This is a genomic window from Paenibacillus polymyxa (assembly GCF_018614975.1).
Taxonomy (GTDB): Bacteria; Bacillota; Bacilli; order Paenibacillales; family Paenibacillaceae; genus Paenibacillus; species Paenibacillus polymyxa_E.
In genome coordinates this window covers 1-18265 of sequence record NZ_JAGGNR010000030.1, presented here as the reverse complement: position 1 = coordinate 18265, position 18265 = coordinate 1, and the positions used below count along the sequence as shown (strand labels likewise).

The 18265-nt window shown below is 45.5% G+C and carries 19 protein-coding genes, 1 rRNA gene and 1 riboswitch; of the genes, 2 read left to right on the top strand and 18 right to left on the bottom strand.

Annotation, left to right across the window (positions count from 1 at the left end; all coding sequences use genetic code 11):
* Positions 1–4: 4 nt before the first annotated feature.
* The 4 genes from rnmV to J7E78_RS21460 all read right to left on the bottom strand — a co-directional run bounded on the left by rnmV (position 5) and on the right by J7E78_RS21460 (position 5039).
* Positions 5–550 carry a ribonuclease M5 gene (rnmV, locus tag J7E78_RS21475; RefSeq protein WP_017691379.1) on the bottom strand — a complete coding sequence of 182 codons (546 nt, stop codon included), beginning with the start codon at positions 548–550 and terminating at the stop codon, positions 5–7.
* Positions 551–705: 155 nt separating this feature from the next.
* Positions 706–1890, bottom strand: a complete 1185-nt coding sequence (locus J7E78_RS21470; protein ID WP_215078127.1) for a 3D domain-containing protein — start codon at positions 1888–1890, stop codon at positions 706–708.
* Positions 1891–2163: 273 nt separating this feature from the next.
* A riboswitch (cyclic di-AMP (ydaO/yuaA leader) is annotated at positions 2164–2417 on the bottom strand.
* 241 nt (positions 2418–2658) lie between these two features.
* Positions 2659–3429: a TatD family hydrolase gene (locus tag J7E78_RS21465; RefSeq protein ID WP_215078126.1), complete on the bottom strand. Its 771-nt coding sequence runs from the start codon at positions 3427–3429 to the stop codon at positions 2659–2661.
* Positions 3430–3761: 332 nt separating this feature from the next.
* Positions 3762–5039, bottom strand: a complete 1278-nt coding sequence (locus J7E78_RS21460; protein WP_215078125.1) for an HD domain-containing protein — start codon at positions 5037–5039, stop codon at positions 3762–3764.
* Between the two features lie 317 nt (positions 5040–5356).
* On the opposite strand from J7E78_RS21460, the gene J7E78_RS21455 reads away from it, so the two are divergent.
* On the top strand, positions 5357–5611 hold the full coding sequence (locus J7E78_RS21455; protein WP_024633700.1) for an AbrB/MazE/SpoVT family DNA-binding domain-containing protein: 255 nt from the start codon (positions 5357–5359) through the stop codon (positions 5609–5611).
* A gap of 278 nt (positions 5612–5889) precedes the next feature.
* On the opposite strand, the gene rsmI is transcribed toward J7E78_RS21455, so the two are convergent.
* From rsmI to J7E78_RS21395, 12 genes are all read right to left on the bottom strand, one after another.
* Positions 5890–6777 (bottom strand): 16S rRNA (cytidine(1402)-2'-O)-methyltransferase, encoded by an 888-nt coding sequence (gene rsmI, locus J7E78_RS21450; protein WP_215078124.1) that lies wholly within the window; start codon positions 6775–6777, stop codon positions 5890–5892.
* Positions 6778–7557, bottom strand: coding sequence for a tRNA1(Val) (adenine(37)-N6)-methyltransferase (locus J7E78_RS21445; RefSeq protein WP_215078123.1), 780 nt, complete (start codon positions 7555–7557; stop codon positions 6778–6780).
* Positions 7558–7647: 90 nt separating this feature from the next.
* On the bottom strand, positions 7648–8016 hold the full coding sequence (gene yabA, locus J7E78_RS21440) for a DNA replication initiation control protein YabA (RefSeq protein ID WP_017691386.1): 369 nt from the start codon (positions 8014–8016) through the stop codon (positions 7648–7650).
* 28 nt (positions 8017–8044) lie between these two features.
* The gene (locus tag J7E78_RS21435; RefSeq protein WP_053778939.1) at positions 8045–8845 is read right to left on the bottom strand and encodes a PSP1 domain-containing protein; all 801 of its coding nucleotides are present in this window, start codon (positions 8843–8845) and stop codon (positions 8045–8047) included.
* A gap of 117 nt (positions 8846–8962) precedes the next feature.
* Entirely contained in the window at positions 8963–9934 is a 972-nt protein-coding gene (holB, locus tag J7E78_RS21430) for a DNA polymerase III subunit delta' (RefSeq protein WP_076216771.1), read from the bottom strand.
* Between the two features lie 9 nt (positions 9935–9943).
* Positions 9944–10387 (bottom strand): YaaR family protein, encoded by a 444-nt coding sequence (locus tag J7E78_RS21425; RefSeq protein WP_017691389.1) that lies wholly within the window; start codon positions 10385–10387, stop codon positions 9944–9946.
* 340 nt (positions 10388–10727) lie between these two features.
* Positions 10728–11057 (bottom strand): cyclic-di-AMP receptor, encoded by a 330-nt coding sequence (locus J7E78_RS21420; protein WP_017691391.1) that lies wholly within the window; start codon positions 11055–11057, stop codon positions 10728–10730.
* A 61-nt stretch (positions 11058–11118) separates the two neighbouring features.
* The gene (tmk, locus tag J7E78_RS21415) at positions 11119–11766 is read right to left on the bottom strand and encodes a dTMP kinase (protein WP_215078122.1); all 648 of its coding nucleotides are present in this window, start codon (positions 11764–11766) and stop codon (positions 11119–11121) included.
* A 217-nt stretch (positions 11767–11983) separates the two neighbouring features.
* Positions 11984–12676 carry an LrgB family protein gene (locus J7E78_RS21410; RefSeq protein WP_215078121.1) on the bottom strand — a complete coding sequence of 231 codons (693 nt, stop codon included), beginning with the start codon at positions 12674–12676 and terminating at the stop codon, positions 11984–11986.
* Positions 12646–13074 carry a CidA/LrgA family protein gene (locus tag J7E78_RS21405; RefSeq protein ID WP_215078120.1) on the bottom strand — a complete coding sequence of 143 codons (429 nt, stop codon included), beginning with the start codon at positions 13072–13074 and terminating at the stop codon, positions 12646–12648. The genes J7E78_RS21410 and J7E78_RS21405 overlap by 31 nt, the downstream gene beginning before the upstream one ends.
* Before the next feature lie 493 nt (positions 13075–13567).
* On the bottom strand, positions 13568–15397 hold the full coding sequence (locus J7E78_RS21400; protein ID WP_215078119.1) for an aminotransferase class I/II-fold pyridoxal phosphate-dependent enzyme: 1830 nt from the start codon (positions 15395–15397) through the stop codon (positions 13568–13570).
* Positions 15398–15654: 257 nt separating this feature from the next.
* Entirely contained in the window at positions 15655–15840 is a 186-nt protein-coding gene (locus J7E78_RS21395; protein WP_017691396.1) for a sigma factor G inhibitor Gin, read from the bottom strand.
* A gap of 440 nt (positions 15841–16280) precedes the next feature.
* On the opposite strand from J7E78_RS21395, the gene J7E78_RS21390 reads away from it, so the two are divergent.
* The gene (locus J7E78_RS21390) at positions 16281–16805 is read left to right on the top strand and encodes a hypothetical protein (RefSeq protein WP_215078118.1); all 525 of its coding nucleotides are present in this window, start codon (positions 16281–16283) and stop codon (positions 16803–16805) included.
* A 650-nt stretch (positions 16806–17455) separates the two neighbouring features.
* Here J7E78_RS21390 and J7E78_RS21385 read toward each other — a convergent pair.
* Complete coding sequence (locus J7E78_RS21385) at positions 17456–17896, bottom strand: hypothetical protein (protein WP_215078117.1); 441 nt, start codon at positions 17894–17896, stop codon at positions 17456–17458.
* A gap of 212 nt (positions 17897–18108) precedes the next feature.
* Positions 18109–18225 (bottom strand): 5S ribosomal RNA (gene rrf / locus J7E78_RS21380).
* Between the last annotated feature and the right edge of the window lie 40 nt (positions 18226–18265).

Sequence of the window (18265 nt, the reverse complement as noted above, 5' to 3'; positions counted from 1 at the left end):
ATGTTCACAATCCTTCACGTTCAATTTGCGCTAATGCTGTAGAGAACTCTTCCCGTGTAATTTGAAATACACTGAGACGTTTGTGGAACTGCTTACCGTTACAATATCCGATGCCCAGCAGATTGCCCATCTCCATGCGACGTGCAGCAGCCTGTGGATGCACGATAAGTCCTGCCGCGATCAGGTCTTCCCAATCGATCAGGCTCGGAGCACCTTCGTATGAAGTATGTACACGTGCCAGAGCATGGCGGATCGCCTCTGGTGAGGCATTCTCCACCCCAATGTCACCTTTGCGCGTTGCATCGGCTTCCGGAATGAAGGCATGTTTGCAGCCTGGGACCTTATTCGCAATAATTTTACGAATGCGTTCGCCAGCATGATCCGGATCTGTCAGTACAATGACTCCCCGTCTCTCCTGAGCAAGCGCAATCCGCTTCAGAATGCGTTGGTTGATTGCTGATCCACCTGTTTCTATGGTATCGGCTTCAACGGCCCGACGGATGGCTACTGTATCGTCACGGCCTTCCACCACAATGACTTCTTTTATCATGTTCCATTTCTTCCTTTCTAACGCAAAAAGAAGAGGAATATCCTCTTCTCTGCCAAACGGCGGGGGAGACTGAATTCAGACTCCTCCGCCGCATATTCCGCATGAATCATTCATGCAACTATTTTATAGCATTCCCATTTCAAAGTAAAACGATTTTAGTTCGCTTCCGGTTTCACCGGACCGATCACGTAGACCGTCTTGCCTTTCTTACGTCCAAAATTCAGGGCATGCTTCACACTGTCATAATATACATCAATTTTGTTGCCTTTAATGGCACCGCCTGTATCTTCCGCACGACGGAATCCCAGACCTTCGATATATACCCACCATCCAATTGGAATGACTTTGGGATCAACCGCAATGGTGCGTCCTTCCGTTACACGAGTACCGGAAGCTGTTTTAGTTCCAATGCCCGGCTCTTCGGAAGAGTAGGCAGTCATGGATACATTTTTAAGTACTTTGGAGTATTTAAAAGAAGTCCCGGATACGGTAATTACTTTGCTGCCCGAGGCAGATGTTTTCTTCGAGTTCGTTGTTGTAGCCTTTTTGGTTGTTGAAGTTTGAGCTGATACGGTCTGAATCTCAGGTTCTTTCACGACGGGTTTTGCTTTGGTGCCGACAGCGATCACTTTATCTACACGATTATTCGCGACAGATTTGCCGACCATTTTTTTGGAGACCAATTCTCCATCCTGAAATACCTTTTCGATGTGCTGTACAAGTGTGCCTTCTTTGCCGTTCACAACGACACGGTTATCCCCTTTGTACAAGCTAGGGTCAGCCGTTTTAATTACTTTGTAAGCGATCGGTTGCTCTACATTCACTGTACGCTTTGTTACGCGCACTACACGGATCTTCATATCCGCTTTGATGGCAGTTCCAAGCGCCGGATACACTTTATCATTACTTTCAACTTGAATACCTGATTTTTGAATTGCATCTTCTACCGATGAATCGGTTGTATACAGAGTCTTGGTGTCTCCGTCTGCCGTAATGTTAACTGGAACGGCCCGCTCAATAACGATTCGGTCTCCATCTGTAATCGCCCCGTTCATGGACATGGATACCTTATCGTGAGGGCTGACTGTGATCGACTGCTCCTCCAGCATTTCCTGAAGCATTCCTGTACGAGTCTCTACCACCTGAGCTTTGCCGTCAATAACCAGTGAAATTTGTTTCCCGGCCTGACCGTAAACGACTAACAAGATCATGATTGTAAGCGCAATTGAGAAAATCGCGATCAATGCCATTTGACGCATGTTCTCATGCTTCCACCGCAACGCGAAAGACTTACTGGATGATCGTGACTCATGGGTCTCTTCTGGTTGGAATGTGCCCACTTCTCCGTCCTCCTTCATAGCCTCGTCGTCTAAAGTAATGCATGATGTCTTTGACGTGACTATACCAAATTTTCTACAGAACACAGATCGGACCAACATAATCCGGTTCTGCACCATGAATCCATCTTCGCAACATGATGTCATCCTCCTGAATACCTACCGTATGATGACAATATTTCTTTTATTCAAAAACAAAAAAGCCAAAGAAAGAGTGTAAGAGGAACTCTTTCGTGGCTTCCGAATGATTTTGAATATCGGAAATTCATGCACGAGGTTGCCTCTCTTTTTCCGCTTGCGAGGTTAGCTGTCGGGTTCGGGCGAAAGAGAGCCGCCCTATCTTAGGTCACCCGCTCATGGCGGACGCCCTTGAATTCACCCCGAGACCCAAAGAAGAAATCAAATACGGCTTCGCAGTTCCCTTCGCTGCTTTTGGGTCAGCGAACGTTGCGCATCGACCAAATACACCGATGTTTAAGCCCTATTGGTTCCCCCGCTCTCCGTTAACGGAGACTCAGCGAGACTGATTCATGAAAGTAATGTTGTATCATCGGAAAGTGTCCCTTTGTTCATCCCCCGAACATCTGTCCATTTTTCCGCACAACAATTCACTGAAAAGATGATATCCTGTTTTGATGCATGTTGTAAAGCGTTGATCAAGTACGTTTCTCTGAATATTTGGTTAAAATATTGTAATATTCTTGATTTATTCGGATCAAAGGGCAAATTACCTCCGCTTACCTGCCTTTTTCACCTCATTTGCTCGCTTTTTTAACGAATTCCAAATCGTTCCATGGCATTTTTGGTTGTTATTGCAGCAATTTCATCCACCGAAATGCCTTTAATTTCCGCAGCTGCCTCTGCAACCAGACGTACATGCGCTGTCTCATTTCGCTTCCCACGATAAGGGTGAGGTGTTAAATAAGGAGCATCTGTTTCAATGAAAAACCGGTCCATAGGAACCTTCGCCAGCACCTCTTTGGGCTGCTTTGCATTTTTGAATGTGATTGGACCTCCGAAGGAGAGATGGAAGCCCATATCGAGACAACTTTTCGCTGTTTCCCAGCTGCCGGAGAACGAGTGCATCACACCGCCAACCTCGCCAGCCTTCTCTTCACGCAAAATTTTTATAATATCCTCATGAGCATCCCGGTTATGGATGACAATTGGCATGTTCACTTCACGTGCCAAAGCAATTTGTTGTCGTAATACGCGATGCTGTATTTCCTTCGGTGAAGTATCCCAGTGATAATCCAATCCAATCTCACCGATCGCAACCACTTTTTCATGCTTGCATAAAGATGCAATCCACTCCAAATCGCCCTCCTGCATTGTGATCGCATCGACTGGATGCCACCCTACAGCTGCATAGATAAAGTCATACGTTTCGGCGAGTTTCATTGTGGTTGGAATCGTCTCCCGGTTAAAGCCAATGTTGATCATGCGACCAACTCCTGCATCCACAGCACGCTGAATCATGTCCTTGCGGTCCTCGTCGAATTGTGGTGCATCCAGATGTGTATGTGTGTCGAACAGCATCATGTCTGTATCTCCCTTCATGTCGAAATAACGACTATCTTCTTTTGAAAATCCAATTTGTAAAATTCAATATTTCATTGACTCATACATAAAACATTTTGGGTAATCTGTGTATCACATCATTACGTTTGTTTCTTCACAACTACAATATATAGAAGATATACGGATATTCTCATCTATATCTTGCTGATTGTACTCATTCTACCTGCTTGTATTTACAAAATTATGTCGATCTACATATACTCCCCATTAAAGCAGATTACTGTATCATGAAAAATAGCTCTTTTAGAAAGTGTTTTGATATCGAAATTCTTCATTGGATTATACCCACACGATTACAAGAAATAGGGGCGTATATGTGACGGTAATTCGTGAATAATCGCATCCACCTTGTTTTGCGGGTAATACAAATGATGTTTCCCTCGGTGAAGCCCACTGATGGAACGGACAATGTCAGATACTTCTGACAACTCACGTAAATTGTCCTGTCGATCCAGAAGAAGAATCTGCTTATCTGTGGATTCATCCGGACGAAACACATCATACGGATTATCCGAAGGAAAATCAATTTCAAGATCATAATCGGGATCGAGGCCAGCCTGTACAAAAGCTTCCCGAATCTCTTCCATCATTGTCAAGTCGACCTGTTCAAGCTCTACATACTTATATAACTTGCGATCCATAAAACGTTCGCATAACTCACTCAGAACAGTATCGTCCTCCTTGCGCCACTGCGTAAATGCCGTCTGAATTAATGCTTCATCCAACTGCAAATATTCATCCACGGATAATTCTCCTTCAAATAATTGAGGGAGTGGATCAATCATGAAGCGGAATTGAAAATCATCCTGTATAAGGGTTTTAGCTCGCTTGAATATTTGCCGCAATATAATTTCAGAACTACGAGTTACCGGATGGAAGTAAATCTGCCAATACATCTGATACCGAGACATTAGGTAATCCTCCACAGCATGCATACCTGACTCCTTGACTACAATCCGCCCATGATAAGGACGCAGCATCCGAAGGATACGATCAAGGTCAATCGTGCCGTAATTTACACCTGTAAAATAGGCATCCCTGAGCAAATAATCCATTCGGTCTGCATCAAGCGGACTGGTCACCAAGTTCACCACAATCGGATTTTCATACGTTTTTTGAATGACAGACGCGACTTTCTCAGGAAAATCAGGAGCATACCGTCTTAAGATCGCCCCTACTTCGGTATCACCTGTAATAATGCGACAAGTCCAATCTTCATGATTCATGTCAAAAGCTTCCTCGATGGAGTGAGAGAATGGCCCATGTCCGAGATCATGAAGTAGAGCTGCACACAGAGCAACAATCTTTTCTTCCTTCGGCCAATCCGAATAATGACTTCTTTCAAATTGAGAGATGATCTTGCGTGTGATCTCATAAACACCTAATGAATGTGAGAACCGACTATGCTCTGCTCCGTGAAAGGTAAGGTAAGAAGTACCCAGCTGACGAATCCGGCGTAAACGCTGAAATTCCGGGGTGTTAATTAACTGCCATATAACCGGATCTTGCACGTGGATATAATTATGTACCGGATCTTTGAATACTTTCTCTTCCGTTAAACGTTGTTCCATGTCGACTAACTCCTTTAATTTCTTTTATATTAACGCTTTGAGCTCTAAGATTCATCTAAGATTCGACACGCCGTGACGAACTTTGTCGAATGAGGTAGTTTTGTCGTTTTCCAAATCGACAAAGCTGACATTGAGGTTTAAATGCGAAAAACGGCTTCCAATCCCTTACCACCAGTAACCTTGTGAAAAACAGCCTTAATTTTAAGCTAATTTTAAGGTTGACTGTTTTGGGAATCGTTGGTATGATGGGTATCATAAAACATAAAATAATGTCGAATAATGACAATGATAGTTAGCTGAGAGGAGCACTGATTATAATGATGAAATCAACAGGTATTGTAAGAAAAGTGGACGAACTGGGACGGGTAGTTATCCCAATTGAATTGCGCCGTACGCTCGGTATTGGTGAAAAAGATGCTCTGGAAATCTACGTTGACGGCGAGCGCATCATGTTGAAAAAATACGAGCCTGCTTGTATCTTCTGTGGTAATGCAGAGAACGTTACTTACTTCAAAGGTAAAATTGTTTGTAACGAATGTATTTCCGAAATCCCTGCACCTGTGACAAAATAAGAAAACCAGGTATACTGGACTTATCTAAATTGTTATTTCTAACCTTTTTAATATTCCTTAATGACCTTCCCGGTGTGAACCCCACCGCGGAAGGTATTTTTTTTCCTTGTTATGGGTTCCATTACCCAAAATGATTCTGTCACACGCCAACCGGGAGAGAACGATGAATTTTGTTTGGAATTTTTTTGAGCCACTCTGCTCTTTTTAATATTCCCCTAAGGTTGGATATAAGCTTCTTTTCAGGTTATGTTCCCCACAACAGAAGATATTTGGTTAGATTACTGCTCGATTAATGCATTATATACATCCCGTTTCGTCAGACCGCGATCGGTAGCCGTTTTTTTCATTGCATCTTTGCGGTTATGTCCTTCACCCTCATAATGGCTGACATGATCCGCGAGTGACATGAGCTGCCACCATGCTTCGCGCTCAGCCTTACGCTCCTCTTCCTTAATGCCTTCTACCAGCAAACAGTACTCGCCAAGAGGCGGATGCTCCTCAAGCCAGTCTATGCATTCCTTCACAGTGCCCCTTGCGAATTCCTCATGACGCTTGGTTAGTTCACGAGCCAGGACAATCGAGCGATCACCCAGAATTTCTTCGAGGTGGACTAATGTTTTCCGAATACGGTGAGGTGATTCATAAAATAACAAAGTCCCGTTGGATTCGTTAAAAGCCTCCAGCACTTTTCGCATGTCCTTTTTCTCCCGCGGCAAAAAACCGCCGAATGTAAAGCGCTCCGTCGGTAATCCGGACACGATCAGAGCAGACAACGCAGCGTTGGGTCCAGGGATGGGAATGACCGTTATTCCGGCTTCCAGTGCAAGCTGTACAAGGTCAGAACCAGGGTCCGAAATGGCTGGCAAACCGGCATCGCTGACGAGTGCCAAATTTTTTCCTTCTATTATATAGCGTATCAGTTCAGGTCCACTCGCCCCCTTATTATGCTCATGATAACTAAACAGCATCGAAGGTGTAATTTCAAAATGGGTAAGCAGCTTTCGGGTCTGGCGTGTATCTTCTGCTGCAATGATGTCACAACTCTGCAATGTCTTGATGGCCCGGAAGGTCATATCCTCCAGATTACCAATGGGTGTTCCAACCAGATATAGCTTGCCTGATCCTTCAGGCTGCTCCGCATAGCTTTTCTGAATATGCAAAGTCATCTAAAGCCCTCCTTTCGTAGTACGCTCAGCATGTTGCTGACCATAGTAAATATCCATAATCTCTTCGCAGTATTTCCCCTCTTCATTGTAGACAATGAGTGGAGGAAGCATCCTTACTTCAGGTTTACCGTCTTTCATGCCTTCGATTAATACCATGTTAGCTTCCAGATGAGCACGTGGATGTACCATCCGAATCCGTTTTGGCTCCAACTTATACTCACGCATGAGGGAGATAATCTCTGCAAGTCGCTGTGGACGATGAACCATCGATACTTTGCCGCCATTACGTACAAGGCGACTGCAAGCCTGGATCACTTCTTCCAGCGTACATCCGATCTCATGACGTGCCATTGCCTGATGTGTGTTCATTTTGAGGTCACTGCCATTCAGGGGCATATATGGGGGGTTAACCGTTATTGCATCGTATACAGCATTTCCCGTTTCTTTCACCAGTTCCCGCAAATCACCTTCACGAATCATAATCGATTCATCCAGTGCATTTAATTGTACGCTGCGACGAGCCATATCCGCCAAACGAGGCTGAATTTCGATGCCCTCCAGACTAGCCTGTGTACGCGTTGTAAGCAAAATGGGAACCACCCCGTTACCTGTACACAAATCAAGTACAAGACCCCGTTTAGGTACGGAAGCAAACCGGGCTAATAATACCGCATCCATCGAAAAACTAAACACTTCATCACTTTGAATGATTCTCAGATCATGAGAGAGCAGATCATCAATCCGCTCTGACTCATGTAACACAACTTCATTTGCTTTCATATGTTACGCTCATCCTCCGGTACTCTATATCTCATGTTCATTTAGGTTTGTAACCTTGAAAAAAAACCGTAGGGGATCCCTACGGTCACTTCATTTATTCAAAAAAGACAGGCAGAACAGACAATCGCCTTCCGTCCGCAGATGTCCATAATAGACGTTGCAGATATGGAAGCCTTCGTGATACAACCGGGCCAGATTATCATACCCTTCACCCACAACATCTTCACCTGTAGCCGGACCTGCTGGTCTTGCTACAGGAGCGAGTGCTGAGGAGATCGGCAGGTCTGCCGGAGCCTCACGTTTGAGCAGTTTGCGTAACTGCTCATTCTCGATGGTAAGCCGCTGATTATCCTCAAGCAGCTCCTTCACAATCATTTTTAACTCTCCTAAATCACCGTGCAACTGACCCAGTTGGGTTTCCATTTCATGAATGTGCGTAAACAGATTTTTCTTTTCCAAGTTTCCACCCCGAAGCAACCTTTATGGTTTACTTGATAACGACGTCATCCAGCGGAAGTTCTTTGACTTTACTGATGTCGAACAGTTGAACATGGACTGTGCGGCTACCGGCATTAATTCCGACAACTTTTCCTTCACCCAATGAGGTGACGACCAATTTGCCTACAGCTGGCAGTTCTTCTCTCACACTTTCATAGTTATCATGCTCAAATTTCAGACAGCACATGAGTCTTCCGCACAACCCTGAAATTTTCGTCGGATTCAGTGACAGGCTCTGATCTTTAGCCATCTTGATTGATACCGGCTCAAAGTCTCCCAGCCAGGAAGAACAACACAACACACGGCCGCAAGGTCCGATTCCGCCAAGCATCTTCGCTTCATCACGTACACCAATCTGTCTCAGCTCGATTCGTGTCCGGAATATGCTTGCCAGATCCTTGACCAGCTCCCGGAAATCAACTCTTCCTTCAGCTGTAAAATAAAATATAATTTTATTGCGATCAAACGTAAATTCCACATCGACCAGCTTCATTTTGAGGCCATGGTCTTTGATTTTATTTAAACAAGTACCGAATGCTTCTTTGGCTGCACGCTTGTTCTCATCAACCACACGGGCATCTGTCTCGCCCGCAACGCGGATGACTTTCTTCAGCGGCAACACCACATCGGACTCGCCCACTTCCTTCTTACCTACGACAACCTTACCGTACTCAACCCCCCGCGCTGTCTCTACGATCACGCAGTTTTCTTTCTCAATGGGAAGGTCCAGGGGATCGAAGTAATAAATTTTGCCCGCTTTTTTGAAACGGACACCCACTACACTGTACAAAAAATTAACCCCCTTGTAAGCCAACCCCACTTCGTCTGAAGCCCCGTTTTCTTAGGGAACCGGCCGAAGTTATAACCGTTTGCATATGATTGGAGCTAACTCTACCCTCTCCCAGTCTTATGCCAAACCGATCAAAAATTGCTCCAGACAAAGCTGGCCATTGACGTTGAAACGCAATTTTTTCCTGCATGCTGCGGCCATATCCATATAGGAGACCCACTGCTCTGTGCTGCGGGTATGTGCCAACTGAGATAACATGTCTAACTGATCTATGAAAACGATATGTTCATGCCTATCATACTGAACATACAGCATGTCCCTAAACCATAGATGGAACAAACTAAGCAGCATGTCCAGGTGTTCAGAGAGTCCGGTTTTAAAAAGCTTCTGCTGTGCAGAGATCAATGATGTACTTCCTCTACCCAGGGACTCCTTCCCTAATTGTAACATTACGTTTCTAATTTCTGCAAACCAATTCTGCTGGAGAATTTCTCTACATGCTTCCAATCCTGACGCTAAATGGACGGCAGAGCGAGCCAGATTGGCAGGGTGCCCTTCCTCGATCAGAGATTGCAGCATCTCTTCCGGATTCAGTGCGCTGAACGGCACCAATTGAGAGCGTGAGCGGATCGTTGGCAACATGGCCTGTCCATTATCTGTAATCAGGATGCCGACTGCTGGTACCTGCGGTTCCTCCAGAAATTTCAGCAAACTGTTTGCTGCCTGCACCGTCATTTTCTCAGCTTGTTCTATAATATATACTTTGGGATGGCCTGCCTCTGATCGGTATGAAAAGATACGCTGCAGATCCCGAATTTGATCTATTTTAATGTTATTTCCATCTGGTGCAAGCATGGTTAGATCCGGATGGTTACCATGATCCACCTTACGACATTCAAGACACTGCCCGCACGCATCATCTTCAAGCTCTGTACAGAATATTGCCTTGGCAAAGGTAATTGCCGTCTTCCGTTGCCCGCTACCGGCTGGACCGCTAAACAAATACGCGTGACTTATTGCATGACGTCTCAAACTGCTTTGTAACATTTGCTTGGCCGCTTGTTGACCCATAATCTGTTGAAAGGACATACTTCCTCCTCAGAAGCTTAAATTAATAAGCATCCCCCGAATTTCGCCTACTTGTTGTAATAGAGAGATTTTTCCTTCTTCTGTATCCAGCAATTCATCAGCCATGGATAACAGAGCGGAGTCAATTTCATCAATCAGCTTATACCGCTTGCCTCTGCCACGACGATCCCAACCTCTTGTCTCTTTCATGGATACACCGCGACGAACGGTCTCTTCCAGGAACCTTTTAACAAGTTGCTTATACGCCTTCAGTTCACGAATCGTCATGGAACGTGCCAGGCGATCGCCCTGAAGCTGGATTTCACTAAACCGGCGATTCAGTTCAGCTTGTGAGGCCCGTTCCCCCTGGTGATTCATCATATCAGAGAAATTTTTGGATTGAACCGGTTTGGAACCTGAATCAGTAGAACTGATCCCGCTCTGAATCGGTCTGAATCCAGGATTGATTTTCATGGATACGCCCGCTTTCTATCATAGATAGCCAATCGCCCATCAGCACAGTGCGCGTTGCGCCTGTGCGTGAGGATGAGGCTTTATATATGCTGATCACACTCTATATATAATGGTAGATACACATCACCATCAAAGACTTGTTGTTTGTAGTCGACCTCTTCCCGGATGAGCATTCCCCAATCAGGAGATGCTCATCCGGAAAGACTGTGCCAATTCTTCTGATCAAGAAAGGCGTTCCGTAAGTGTCACGCACGAACTCTGTTAACTCTTCTTGCATCCATCGTTTCCAACATGCTATGGATCATGAAGGACCCTCATGGGATCCAGGCAATAGGTTTAATTAGAAATGTTCGAAGCGATCTACCGGGAGAACAAATACAGTAGCTCCACCTACTTGAACTTCAACAGGTAGCGGCAGGTAAGAGTCGGTTGTTCCACTCATCGGTGTGACCGGAGTCACGAGCTGTTCACGAACCTTACAGCTGCTGCGAATGACGTTCATTACGGATTCGACTTGACCATCATCGACACCGATCATAAACGTCGTGTTGCCTGCCTTCAAAAATCCACCCGTACTGGCAAGCTTTGTTGCCCGAAAGTTTGCTTTGACCAATGCGCTGGATAATCGGTTGCTGTCTTTATCCTGTATAATCGCAACAATCAGTTTCATCCTGCATAACCTCCTTTAGAATAAGCACCTTCACTAAATGCCCTGTCTATATATTAGACAATTACTCGTCAAAATCCTTCAAAATCCCTGTCTCCAGCGACAAAATCATTGCTGCCAAGACATCCTCCTGCTTCATGGAAGCATCGATAACCCTGATCCGTTCCGGGAACTGCTTTTTTAATAGGAAGTAACCCTCTCGCACTTTACGGTGAAACTCCAGATTTTCCAGATCCAGACGGTTCACTTCCCGGCCCTCATGAGCGTCGATCCGGGCAAGCCCCACTTCAGGCTCAATGTCCAAATATAAGGTCACATCCGGCATGAGATCACCGATCGCAAAGCGATTAATGGCCCATACGTTCTCTATCCCGAGTCCACGGGCGTATCCCTGATAGACCAGACTGCTATCGACAAATCGGTCACAGATGACTGCTTTTCCAGCTCTCAGCGCAGGCTCTACTTTCTCCGCCAGATGCTGGCTGCGTGCAGCTGCATACAATAGCGCTTCGGTTCGAGCATCCATTGCCGTATGAAGAGGGTCCAGAATAATGGAACGTATTTTCTCCGCAATCTCAATTCCGCCAGGCTCTCGCGTAACTACGTAAGGTATACCCCGTTCTTCAAAATAAGAACCTATTCTACCGATCATCGTTGTTTTACCGGAACCCTCTCCCCCTTCCAGCGTAATGAATTTACCTCTGCCCTGCATATGCTTCCCTGCTTTCTATGTCGATAATTGCATCTATTGCTGCTGTAATTGAATATGCTTAGACCCTCTTGCTACAAGATATGATATCCCTCGCCCAGAGGTGTATAGCTACAGCTATATCGGTACGTATTAATAACACCAAGATCATATAAGCTTGTTTCTTTCTATCATACTATAGGTCAGCGGTTACTCCAACATGAACAACAAAGTAAAGCGTTCAACCGTAGATGATCCATACCCATAATGGAAGCATAATTGATCCGGCAATGGCACTGACAATCATGGAAACTGAACTTAGGGCTACCGCATTCTCTCCATATTCGAAAGACCTCGCCATGCCGAGGGCATGAGATGCTGAACCCAGTCCAATTCCATAGGCATGTTTACTGCGGACTTTGGCCCATTTCAAGAGCATCGGCCCTAGTAATATCCCTGAGAATCCTGCAATCATCACAAACAGCGATGTGAATGAGGCGTTGCCTCCAACCTGATCAGCAAGTTGAATAGCCACAGGAGTAGTCACGGATTTTGGTAATAAAGCGATGACCATCTCTTGAGGATAGCCAAGCAGAATGGCGATTAAAGCCCCTGTGGAAACACCTGTAATACTGCCTCCGATCGTTCCACCCACAATTGGAATGATATTTTGCTTCAGCACATGCAGATGTCTGGACAAGGGAAAAGCGAGAGATACCACTGCTGGGCCCAAGAGCTCCTGTATCCATTTGCCACCAAGCATGTACGTATCCAGCTTTATACCGGAAATCACCAAAATCAGGATCAGTATGGCAGTCGTTGTGAGTACAGGCATAAGGATCGGCCATTTCAGCCTTTTATATAGTCGAGTGGCTGGAATATATACAGCGATGGTTAGCGCGATCATTCCAATTCCGAGGATGAATGCTGACAAGTGATCGCCTCCTTTTTGCCTAAATGAGACGATCTCCATGTCATAAGCCACTCACTTAATTTGGCAGATATCAGACATGTGATTAATGTGCTAACGATTAAACCAAGAACCAATAACAATGTGTTGGCTCGAAAAAAATCAAAATGATTAATAATGCCCACAGTTGGCGGGATGAACAACAATTGCAGATGAGATTGAAGCCACGTCGACCCTTCTTCTCCCCAGCTCATTTTGATCCATCCCAGTTGAATGGTGACAAACAATACCAACATGCCCACAATACTGCCTGTTAACGGCAGATGTAATACAGCTTGAATCAAGTTTCCAATCCAATAAAAACCGTACATCAACAAAACTTGCAGGACTATTCCTGTATATTTTTTTAGCGGAATACCCAAGTTGTTCCCTTCTTTCTTATGTCTATCTTTGTAAGCTGAACTAGAGCGTGTCTTCATACCTGCCGAAAGCCGGAGCGCTAACGAACCCTGTGACGTCTTATTCAGCGATTTGAAGCGCCCGCAGCAATCTAAGGAATCTGAAACACGCTATTTTGGAATAAGCAGCCGTTTACAGCGTGTTTGTTAGGTGAATTTGGTTAATAACGTGTCTCAGGTTCCTTACAAAATAAAAGGAGGACTCGAAGGCTAAATAAGACGTCCTCGGTTCCTTACAAAATCGTCTGGACAATTCGCCAGGATCAGCAATCCTTGACTTCAAGATGTTGGACCCTGACATCCTTCAACGTATTGCATGCTTGAGTTTGAAGACACACCATAGCAACTAGATTAATGACCAAGAGACCCTCACATGTGTAGGGTCCGGTATCGCTATCCGTATTGGTCATATTGCCTACCTATTGGTGAATGCAATTCAGATCTTCATGTGTTCCCTTCATTCCTTCATGAGCCTCAATGACTGTAGAGACGCATCGGATACCCCATGAAACTTTGCTCCTTCATCCCGCAGGAGTTGTATACGTGCCACCATCGATGTACTAATACGTTCACCCGGATATACAAGCGGAATCCCTGGAGGGTAAGGTATAACCATCTCGGCTGATCGACAACCCGCGCTTTCTTCTATCGGGACATTGATCGTATCCGTCTCTACAATCGGTTGCAGTGTAAAGGAGATTGGTTCCGAGTAGCGAGTTTTTTCTTGTAAATTGTTCCACGTGGAAATATAATGCGCCGAACCTTTCGCAAGCTGATGAGATGACTCTGCATTAGATTGTTGGACCTGTTCATGCCCATCGGCAGAGCTTATATGGTGTAAAGCCTGCAACAGGTGCTGAGCATCTTGCACCGTTGAGCCCAGGCTGAAGAGCAAGACGACGTACCGTTCGTCGCTCATCTCAGGCACACAGCCGCATGCTTCCAGCTGTTGCTGTAGCCCATAACCGCTCAGCACCCCTGCGCCGTCATAGATGACGGACTTGAATGGGTCCTGAGCGGTATACCCCGCGGCAGATGGCATCGTCGCCGCGGTCAGGCCCTCCCGTGTCCGCTGCGCAGCGGACACGGGCATGCCAGCCGGCTTCGCTGTACCGGCTGGCGGTTCTGGCTGCAGCTGCTGTGCAGGCTGCAGCAACTGAAAGCGCGGCAGCTCCGCGAGACCGCGCTTAAAGGCATCCACGGCGGCGAGCCCCGCCGTGAATGTGTTCGCGCCCTGCACATGCAGCAGGCGGCGCGCCAGATCGAGCGAAGCCATCACCGGGTATGATGGGCTTGAGCTTTGCACCATGGCCAGTCGCTGCCTTAACAGGGACCGGTTTAACCGTGGTCCCTGAATGTGCAGCATGGCACCCATGGTGAAGGCCGTCAGCATCTTATGCGTCGACTGCACAACACCGTCTGCTCCGCATGACAGTGCAGAGACAGGCAGCTCCGGATGCTGCCCATAATGCGCGCCATGCGCTTCATCCACGAGCAATGGCATGCCAGCGGCGTGGCATACCTCGGCTATGGGCGTCAGGTCAGCGCCCATGCCGTAATAATTAGGCAAAGTGACGAATACGCCCTTTGCCTCAGGATAGGACTGGACAGCAGCCTGAACCGTCTCCACCGACGGCATGACCGCAAGTCCAGATGCAGGATCGACCCACGGCTCCAGAAATACAGCTCTTGCGCCTGCCAGCATTAACCCGTGAATAACGGATTTGTGTACATTCCGTTGCACCAGGACAATACTGTTCGGCTCATCACACACGGTAAGCAGTAAGGACAGATTACCTGCTGTACTGCCTCCCACAAGGAAGAAACTCTCCTCAGCACCAAAACAATCTGCCGCAAGCTCCTGTGCTTCCCGGATCACACCTTCCGGATGATGCAAATCGTCGGTGCCCGTAATCTCCGTAACATCCATCTCCATCATTTCCAGAAATGAACGCACTGGTGCCAGTTCTATTTCTGAACGAACCCCTTCATCGCCATAACGCTCCCCACTCTCCAGATCAGCCCCATGTTTCTCCACTGAACTGAATTGCTCTATCCTTCGGTTAACATTCCCTCCTGCATTACTCTGAATCTCAACCTTGTGCTGGTGTTCCTCATTGACGATATCCTTAGCTGGAGATTGCCCTGCTTCTGCTTGTTCCACAAAATGTCGATAAGCTTGTCCATTCTTATGCCCAGGCACATGAAAAGAACGCTGCTTCGAGTCACGATAAGCAAGCAACGCTTCATATAAAGGGGCACTACTTGATTTATTTTTATGATCCATGAAATAACCATCCTGTACATATATAATGTGCGCCCTATGCGCTCCAAAATGCTTCCTAATCCAAGGAACGCCCTTCTTCCCTATCTCCACACGCTCTACTGCAAATGATCTATATCATTATATCAGCATACGCCTTCCCAAGACGGCAAACAAGACATTCTCTCCTCTTAACAACAGAAAAAGGCCCATTGGGCCTCTATACACATCAGCATCATTGCAATGCGATGTTTCGCTTCTACTTCTATCAGCAACATTCATTATGCGTTTTTTTGTACCCAAATTTGCTTCATTTGATGAATAAAATAATTGTACTTGGCATCCTGCGCATCGGTATGAACCATTTCTGCTTCACAAGTGTCACATATGAATTCAGATACAATAAAAATGCCTTCTCTTTTTCTTTGCTCGCAGATAATACATGTGTGTTCGGCATGTTCTTCCATGAACCATCCCACCTTGTTTTACGTTTACTATCAGTATTGCACAGTTTCTATTATTTTAAACATTTTCATAGTGCTTTCTTTCTATAAAATATATATATTCGCCCACCCCCTCTTGGGTGTCTGTACCGAAAAATACATTCATTCTCCCTACAAGAACATCACCTGCTTGTGTATATACAGTTATCCTACATTCCATCGCATTTACCTCTACATCACGTATCCCATGGCCTGACTCAAACTTAAATTCAATTTCCTTAAAAAAACTTGGAATCTCAGCCGATATATAATACATGATAACGATATCAAAGCCTGACAGTCCGTGTATTCGGGAGTATACTGAGATAAGCTCCGTCGAATCTCAATATCTTGTACAATCGTCATGGCGTGAGATACAAGGTTCATATATACATACATGAATCCGAAGGAGGATATATAATCGTATGATCGCCGAACCGGAGAATAAGGCAACATTTTATCAATACCGGCTTCTGAAAAAAAAGGCTATCGCCCGCAGTGTCATTTACAGCTATCTGTGTCTGCCGGTCATCATGCTCTTATTTAATCTGCTCGCATTCTCCTGGACTGCCCTCTTCTTTTTTGTACTGGCAGGTCCAATCACCATCTGGATTCATTATGTCATCGCCAGAACGATATTACTTCTGGTCCGTACCTCTTACGCCAAACGCTGGCGCTGGAATCTGCGTATGCCCTGGTTAGGTTATATCCCTGATCAGCATTTTAGCTTCCTTATGTTTGTCCGGGTACACCTTAACATGAGCTGGATTGGACTATGTATCATTACAGTATGTTTGATATGGTCGCCTTTGTCCTTCACCCTCTCGCTGATCTTCTGGCATTTGTGGTTGCTGGGTCCTCGCTTGTATGTTGTAATGGTTCTCTCCCGTGAGCGCAAAGATGGACTCATCAAATTGAATGAACAAGATGTCTCATACTATCTGCAATAACAATCCCTCGTTTAAGCAGTATTAAATGTACTTCACTTACTTGTAATACATAACAACTGAGCCCTTCCGGATCATCTGTTGCAAAAACATGATCGTTGTACCGTTCAGTTGACTCAGCCTCACAAGCTCAAATAAAGGTTATCCACAGTGGATAACCTTTATTTTTTCCTTTCTTACTCCTTATCCACAGTATGGGTATAGTAAAATGAGTTATCCCCACTCGTGGTTCCGTTCTTCTCCTCTTTTCACCTGCTGTTCCATATCCTCATAACGCCAGATACCTCGTAGATCTTACACCTTTGAACGATCTATTGCTCACTCTCAGTTCTATCTGTCTTCTAGCGCTTTCCATCAGCCATTCATTACCTCATACCTTTATACAAATTACATCTCTCCCCCTCTATTTTTAGCGCTCTACACTTCCCTATGTTTCAAGCACCCATACCACCTATACGTGTACGAAAGATACAACTCCATTCCTTCTGTACCTTTATGATCTCTGATCCACCATACGTGATAGGTTCTTCCATCATTACTCAAGCCTACTTCGCCAAATAACAAAAAGCCCCCGATCAAGTACACGGGAGCTTTACTATATGATAAGGGACATCACAGCGTTAATTTTCATATCCAACCTTACACGCAGCAGTTCAATCGTCTTCAGCCAATGATTTAATTGTCGTTTGAGTAGCATCATTTCTAGGAACCATTAGTGTAAAGGAACCATCATGTACTGCTAAATGCACAGTATGTCCTTCCTTTGCAAATACACGCAAGGTACTGGATTCATTGGATGTACCCTTGGCTTGCCTCTCTGTCCAACCCCAGCTTTTAATCTCGTCTAGATATACCTCAGGCAAGCTAGTACTCTCACTAATACCAGACAGCGTATATCGAACATAATCCATATCCGAATTATTTTCAGACTGGTCAGATTTATTCGCTACTTTAGGCACCGGAAAACTCTTCTCGTTCACCGCACCTTCATATGAAGTCCATACAGATCCTGAAGCTTCACCGCATCCTGCCAGAACAACGGTCAAACAAAGCAACAGAAATGATTGTAGTCCAAGTCTCCGCCAACTTAACACACACACCCTCCTTTTCACAGCTGCACATTCCAGCTCTGTGGTCAGGTACTTTTAGCATATTTAACATAGTCCTATTATACTGGTTTTGCTGCTGTTATCCGTAACAAAAATGTTACCTTCCACTATTAATCATGTCAGAGCTTCCGTTCACCGCATCTATTCCTTATAAACAAATAAAAACCACCACCGAATAACATCGGCAGTGGTTCTTTGCTTGGCGGCGTCCTACTCTCCCAGGACCCTGCGGTCCAAGTACCATCGGCGCTAGAGGGCTTAACGGTCGTGTTCGGGATGGGTACGTGTGGAACCCCTCCGCCATCGCCACCAAACGCATAGCTTAGCTTACATTTCAGAGTGTTGTTCTCTGAA

What these genes read in the sequence shown, in the direction of transcription:
- rnmV (WP_017691379.1), bottom strand. Translation starts at nt 550, where the DNA reads ATGATAAAAGAAGTCATTGTGGTGGAAGGCCGTGACGATACAGTAGCC.
- J7E78_RS21465 (WP_215078126.1), bottom strand. Translation starts at nt 3,429, where the DNA reads ATGATGCTGTTCGACACACATACACATCTGGATGCACCACAATTCGAC.
- J7E78_RS21460 (WP_215078125.1), bottom strand. Translation starts at nt 5,039, where the DNA reads ATGGAACAACGTTTAACGGAAGAGAAAGTATTCAAAGATCCGGTACAT.
- J7E78_RS21455 (WP_024633700.1), top strand. Translation starts at nt 5,357, where the DNA reads ATGATGAAATCAACAGGTATTGTAAGAAAAGTGGACGAACTGGGACGG.
- rsmI (WP_215078124.1), bottom strand. Translation starts at nt 6,777, where the DNA reads ATGACTTTGCATATTCAGAAAAGCTATGCGGAGCAGCCTGAAGGATCA.
- J7E78_RS21445 (WP_215078123.1), bottom strand. Translation starts at nt 7,557, where the DNA reads ATGAAAGCAAATGAAGTTGTGTTACATGAGTCAGAGCGGATTGATGAT.
- holB (WP_076216771.1), bottom strand. Translation starts at nt 9,934, where the DNA reads ATGTCCTTTCAACAGATTATGGGTCAACAAGCGGCCAAGCAAATGTTA.
- J7E78_RS21425 (WP_017691389.1), bottom strand. Translation starts at nt 10,387, where the DNA reads ATGAAAATCAATCCTGGATTCAGACCGATTCAGAGCGGGATCAGTTCT.
- J7E78_RS21420 (WP_017691391.1), bottom strand. Translation starts at nt 11,057, where the DNA reads ATGAAACTGATTGTTGCGATTATACAGGATAAAGACAGCAACCGATTA.
- tmk (WP_215078122.1), bottom strand. Translation starts at nt 11,766, where the DNA reads ATGCAGGGCAGAGGTAAATTCATTACGCTGGAAGGGGGAGAGGGTTCC.
- J7E78_RS21400 (WP_215078119.1), bottom strand. Translation starts at nt 15,397, where the DNA reads ATGGATCATAAAAATAAATCAAGTAGTGCCCCTTTATATGAAGCGTTG.
- J7E78_RS21395 (WP_017691396.1), bottom strand. Translation starts at nt 15,840, where the DNA reads ATGGAAGAACATGCCGAACACACATGTATTATCTGCGAGCAAAGAAAA.
- J7E78_RS21390 (WP_215078118.1), top strand. Translation starts at nt 16,281, where the DNA reads ATGATCGCCGAACCGGAGAATAAGGCAACATTTTATCAATACCGGCTT.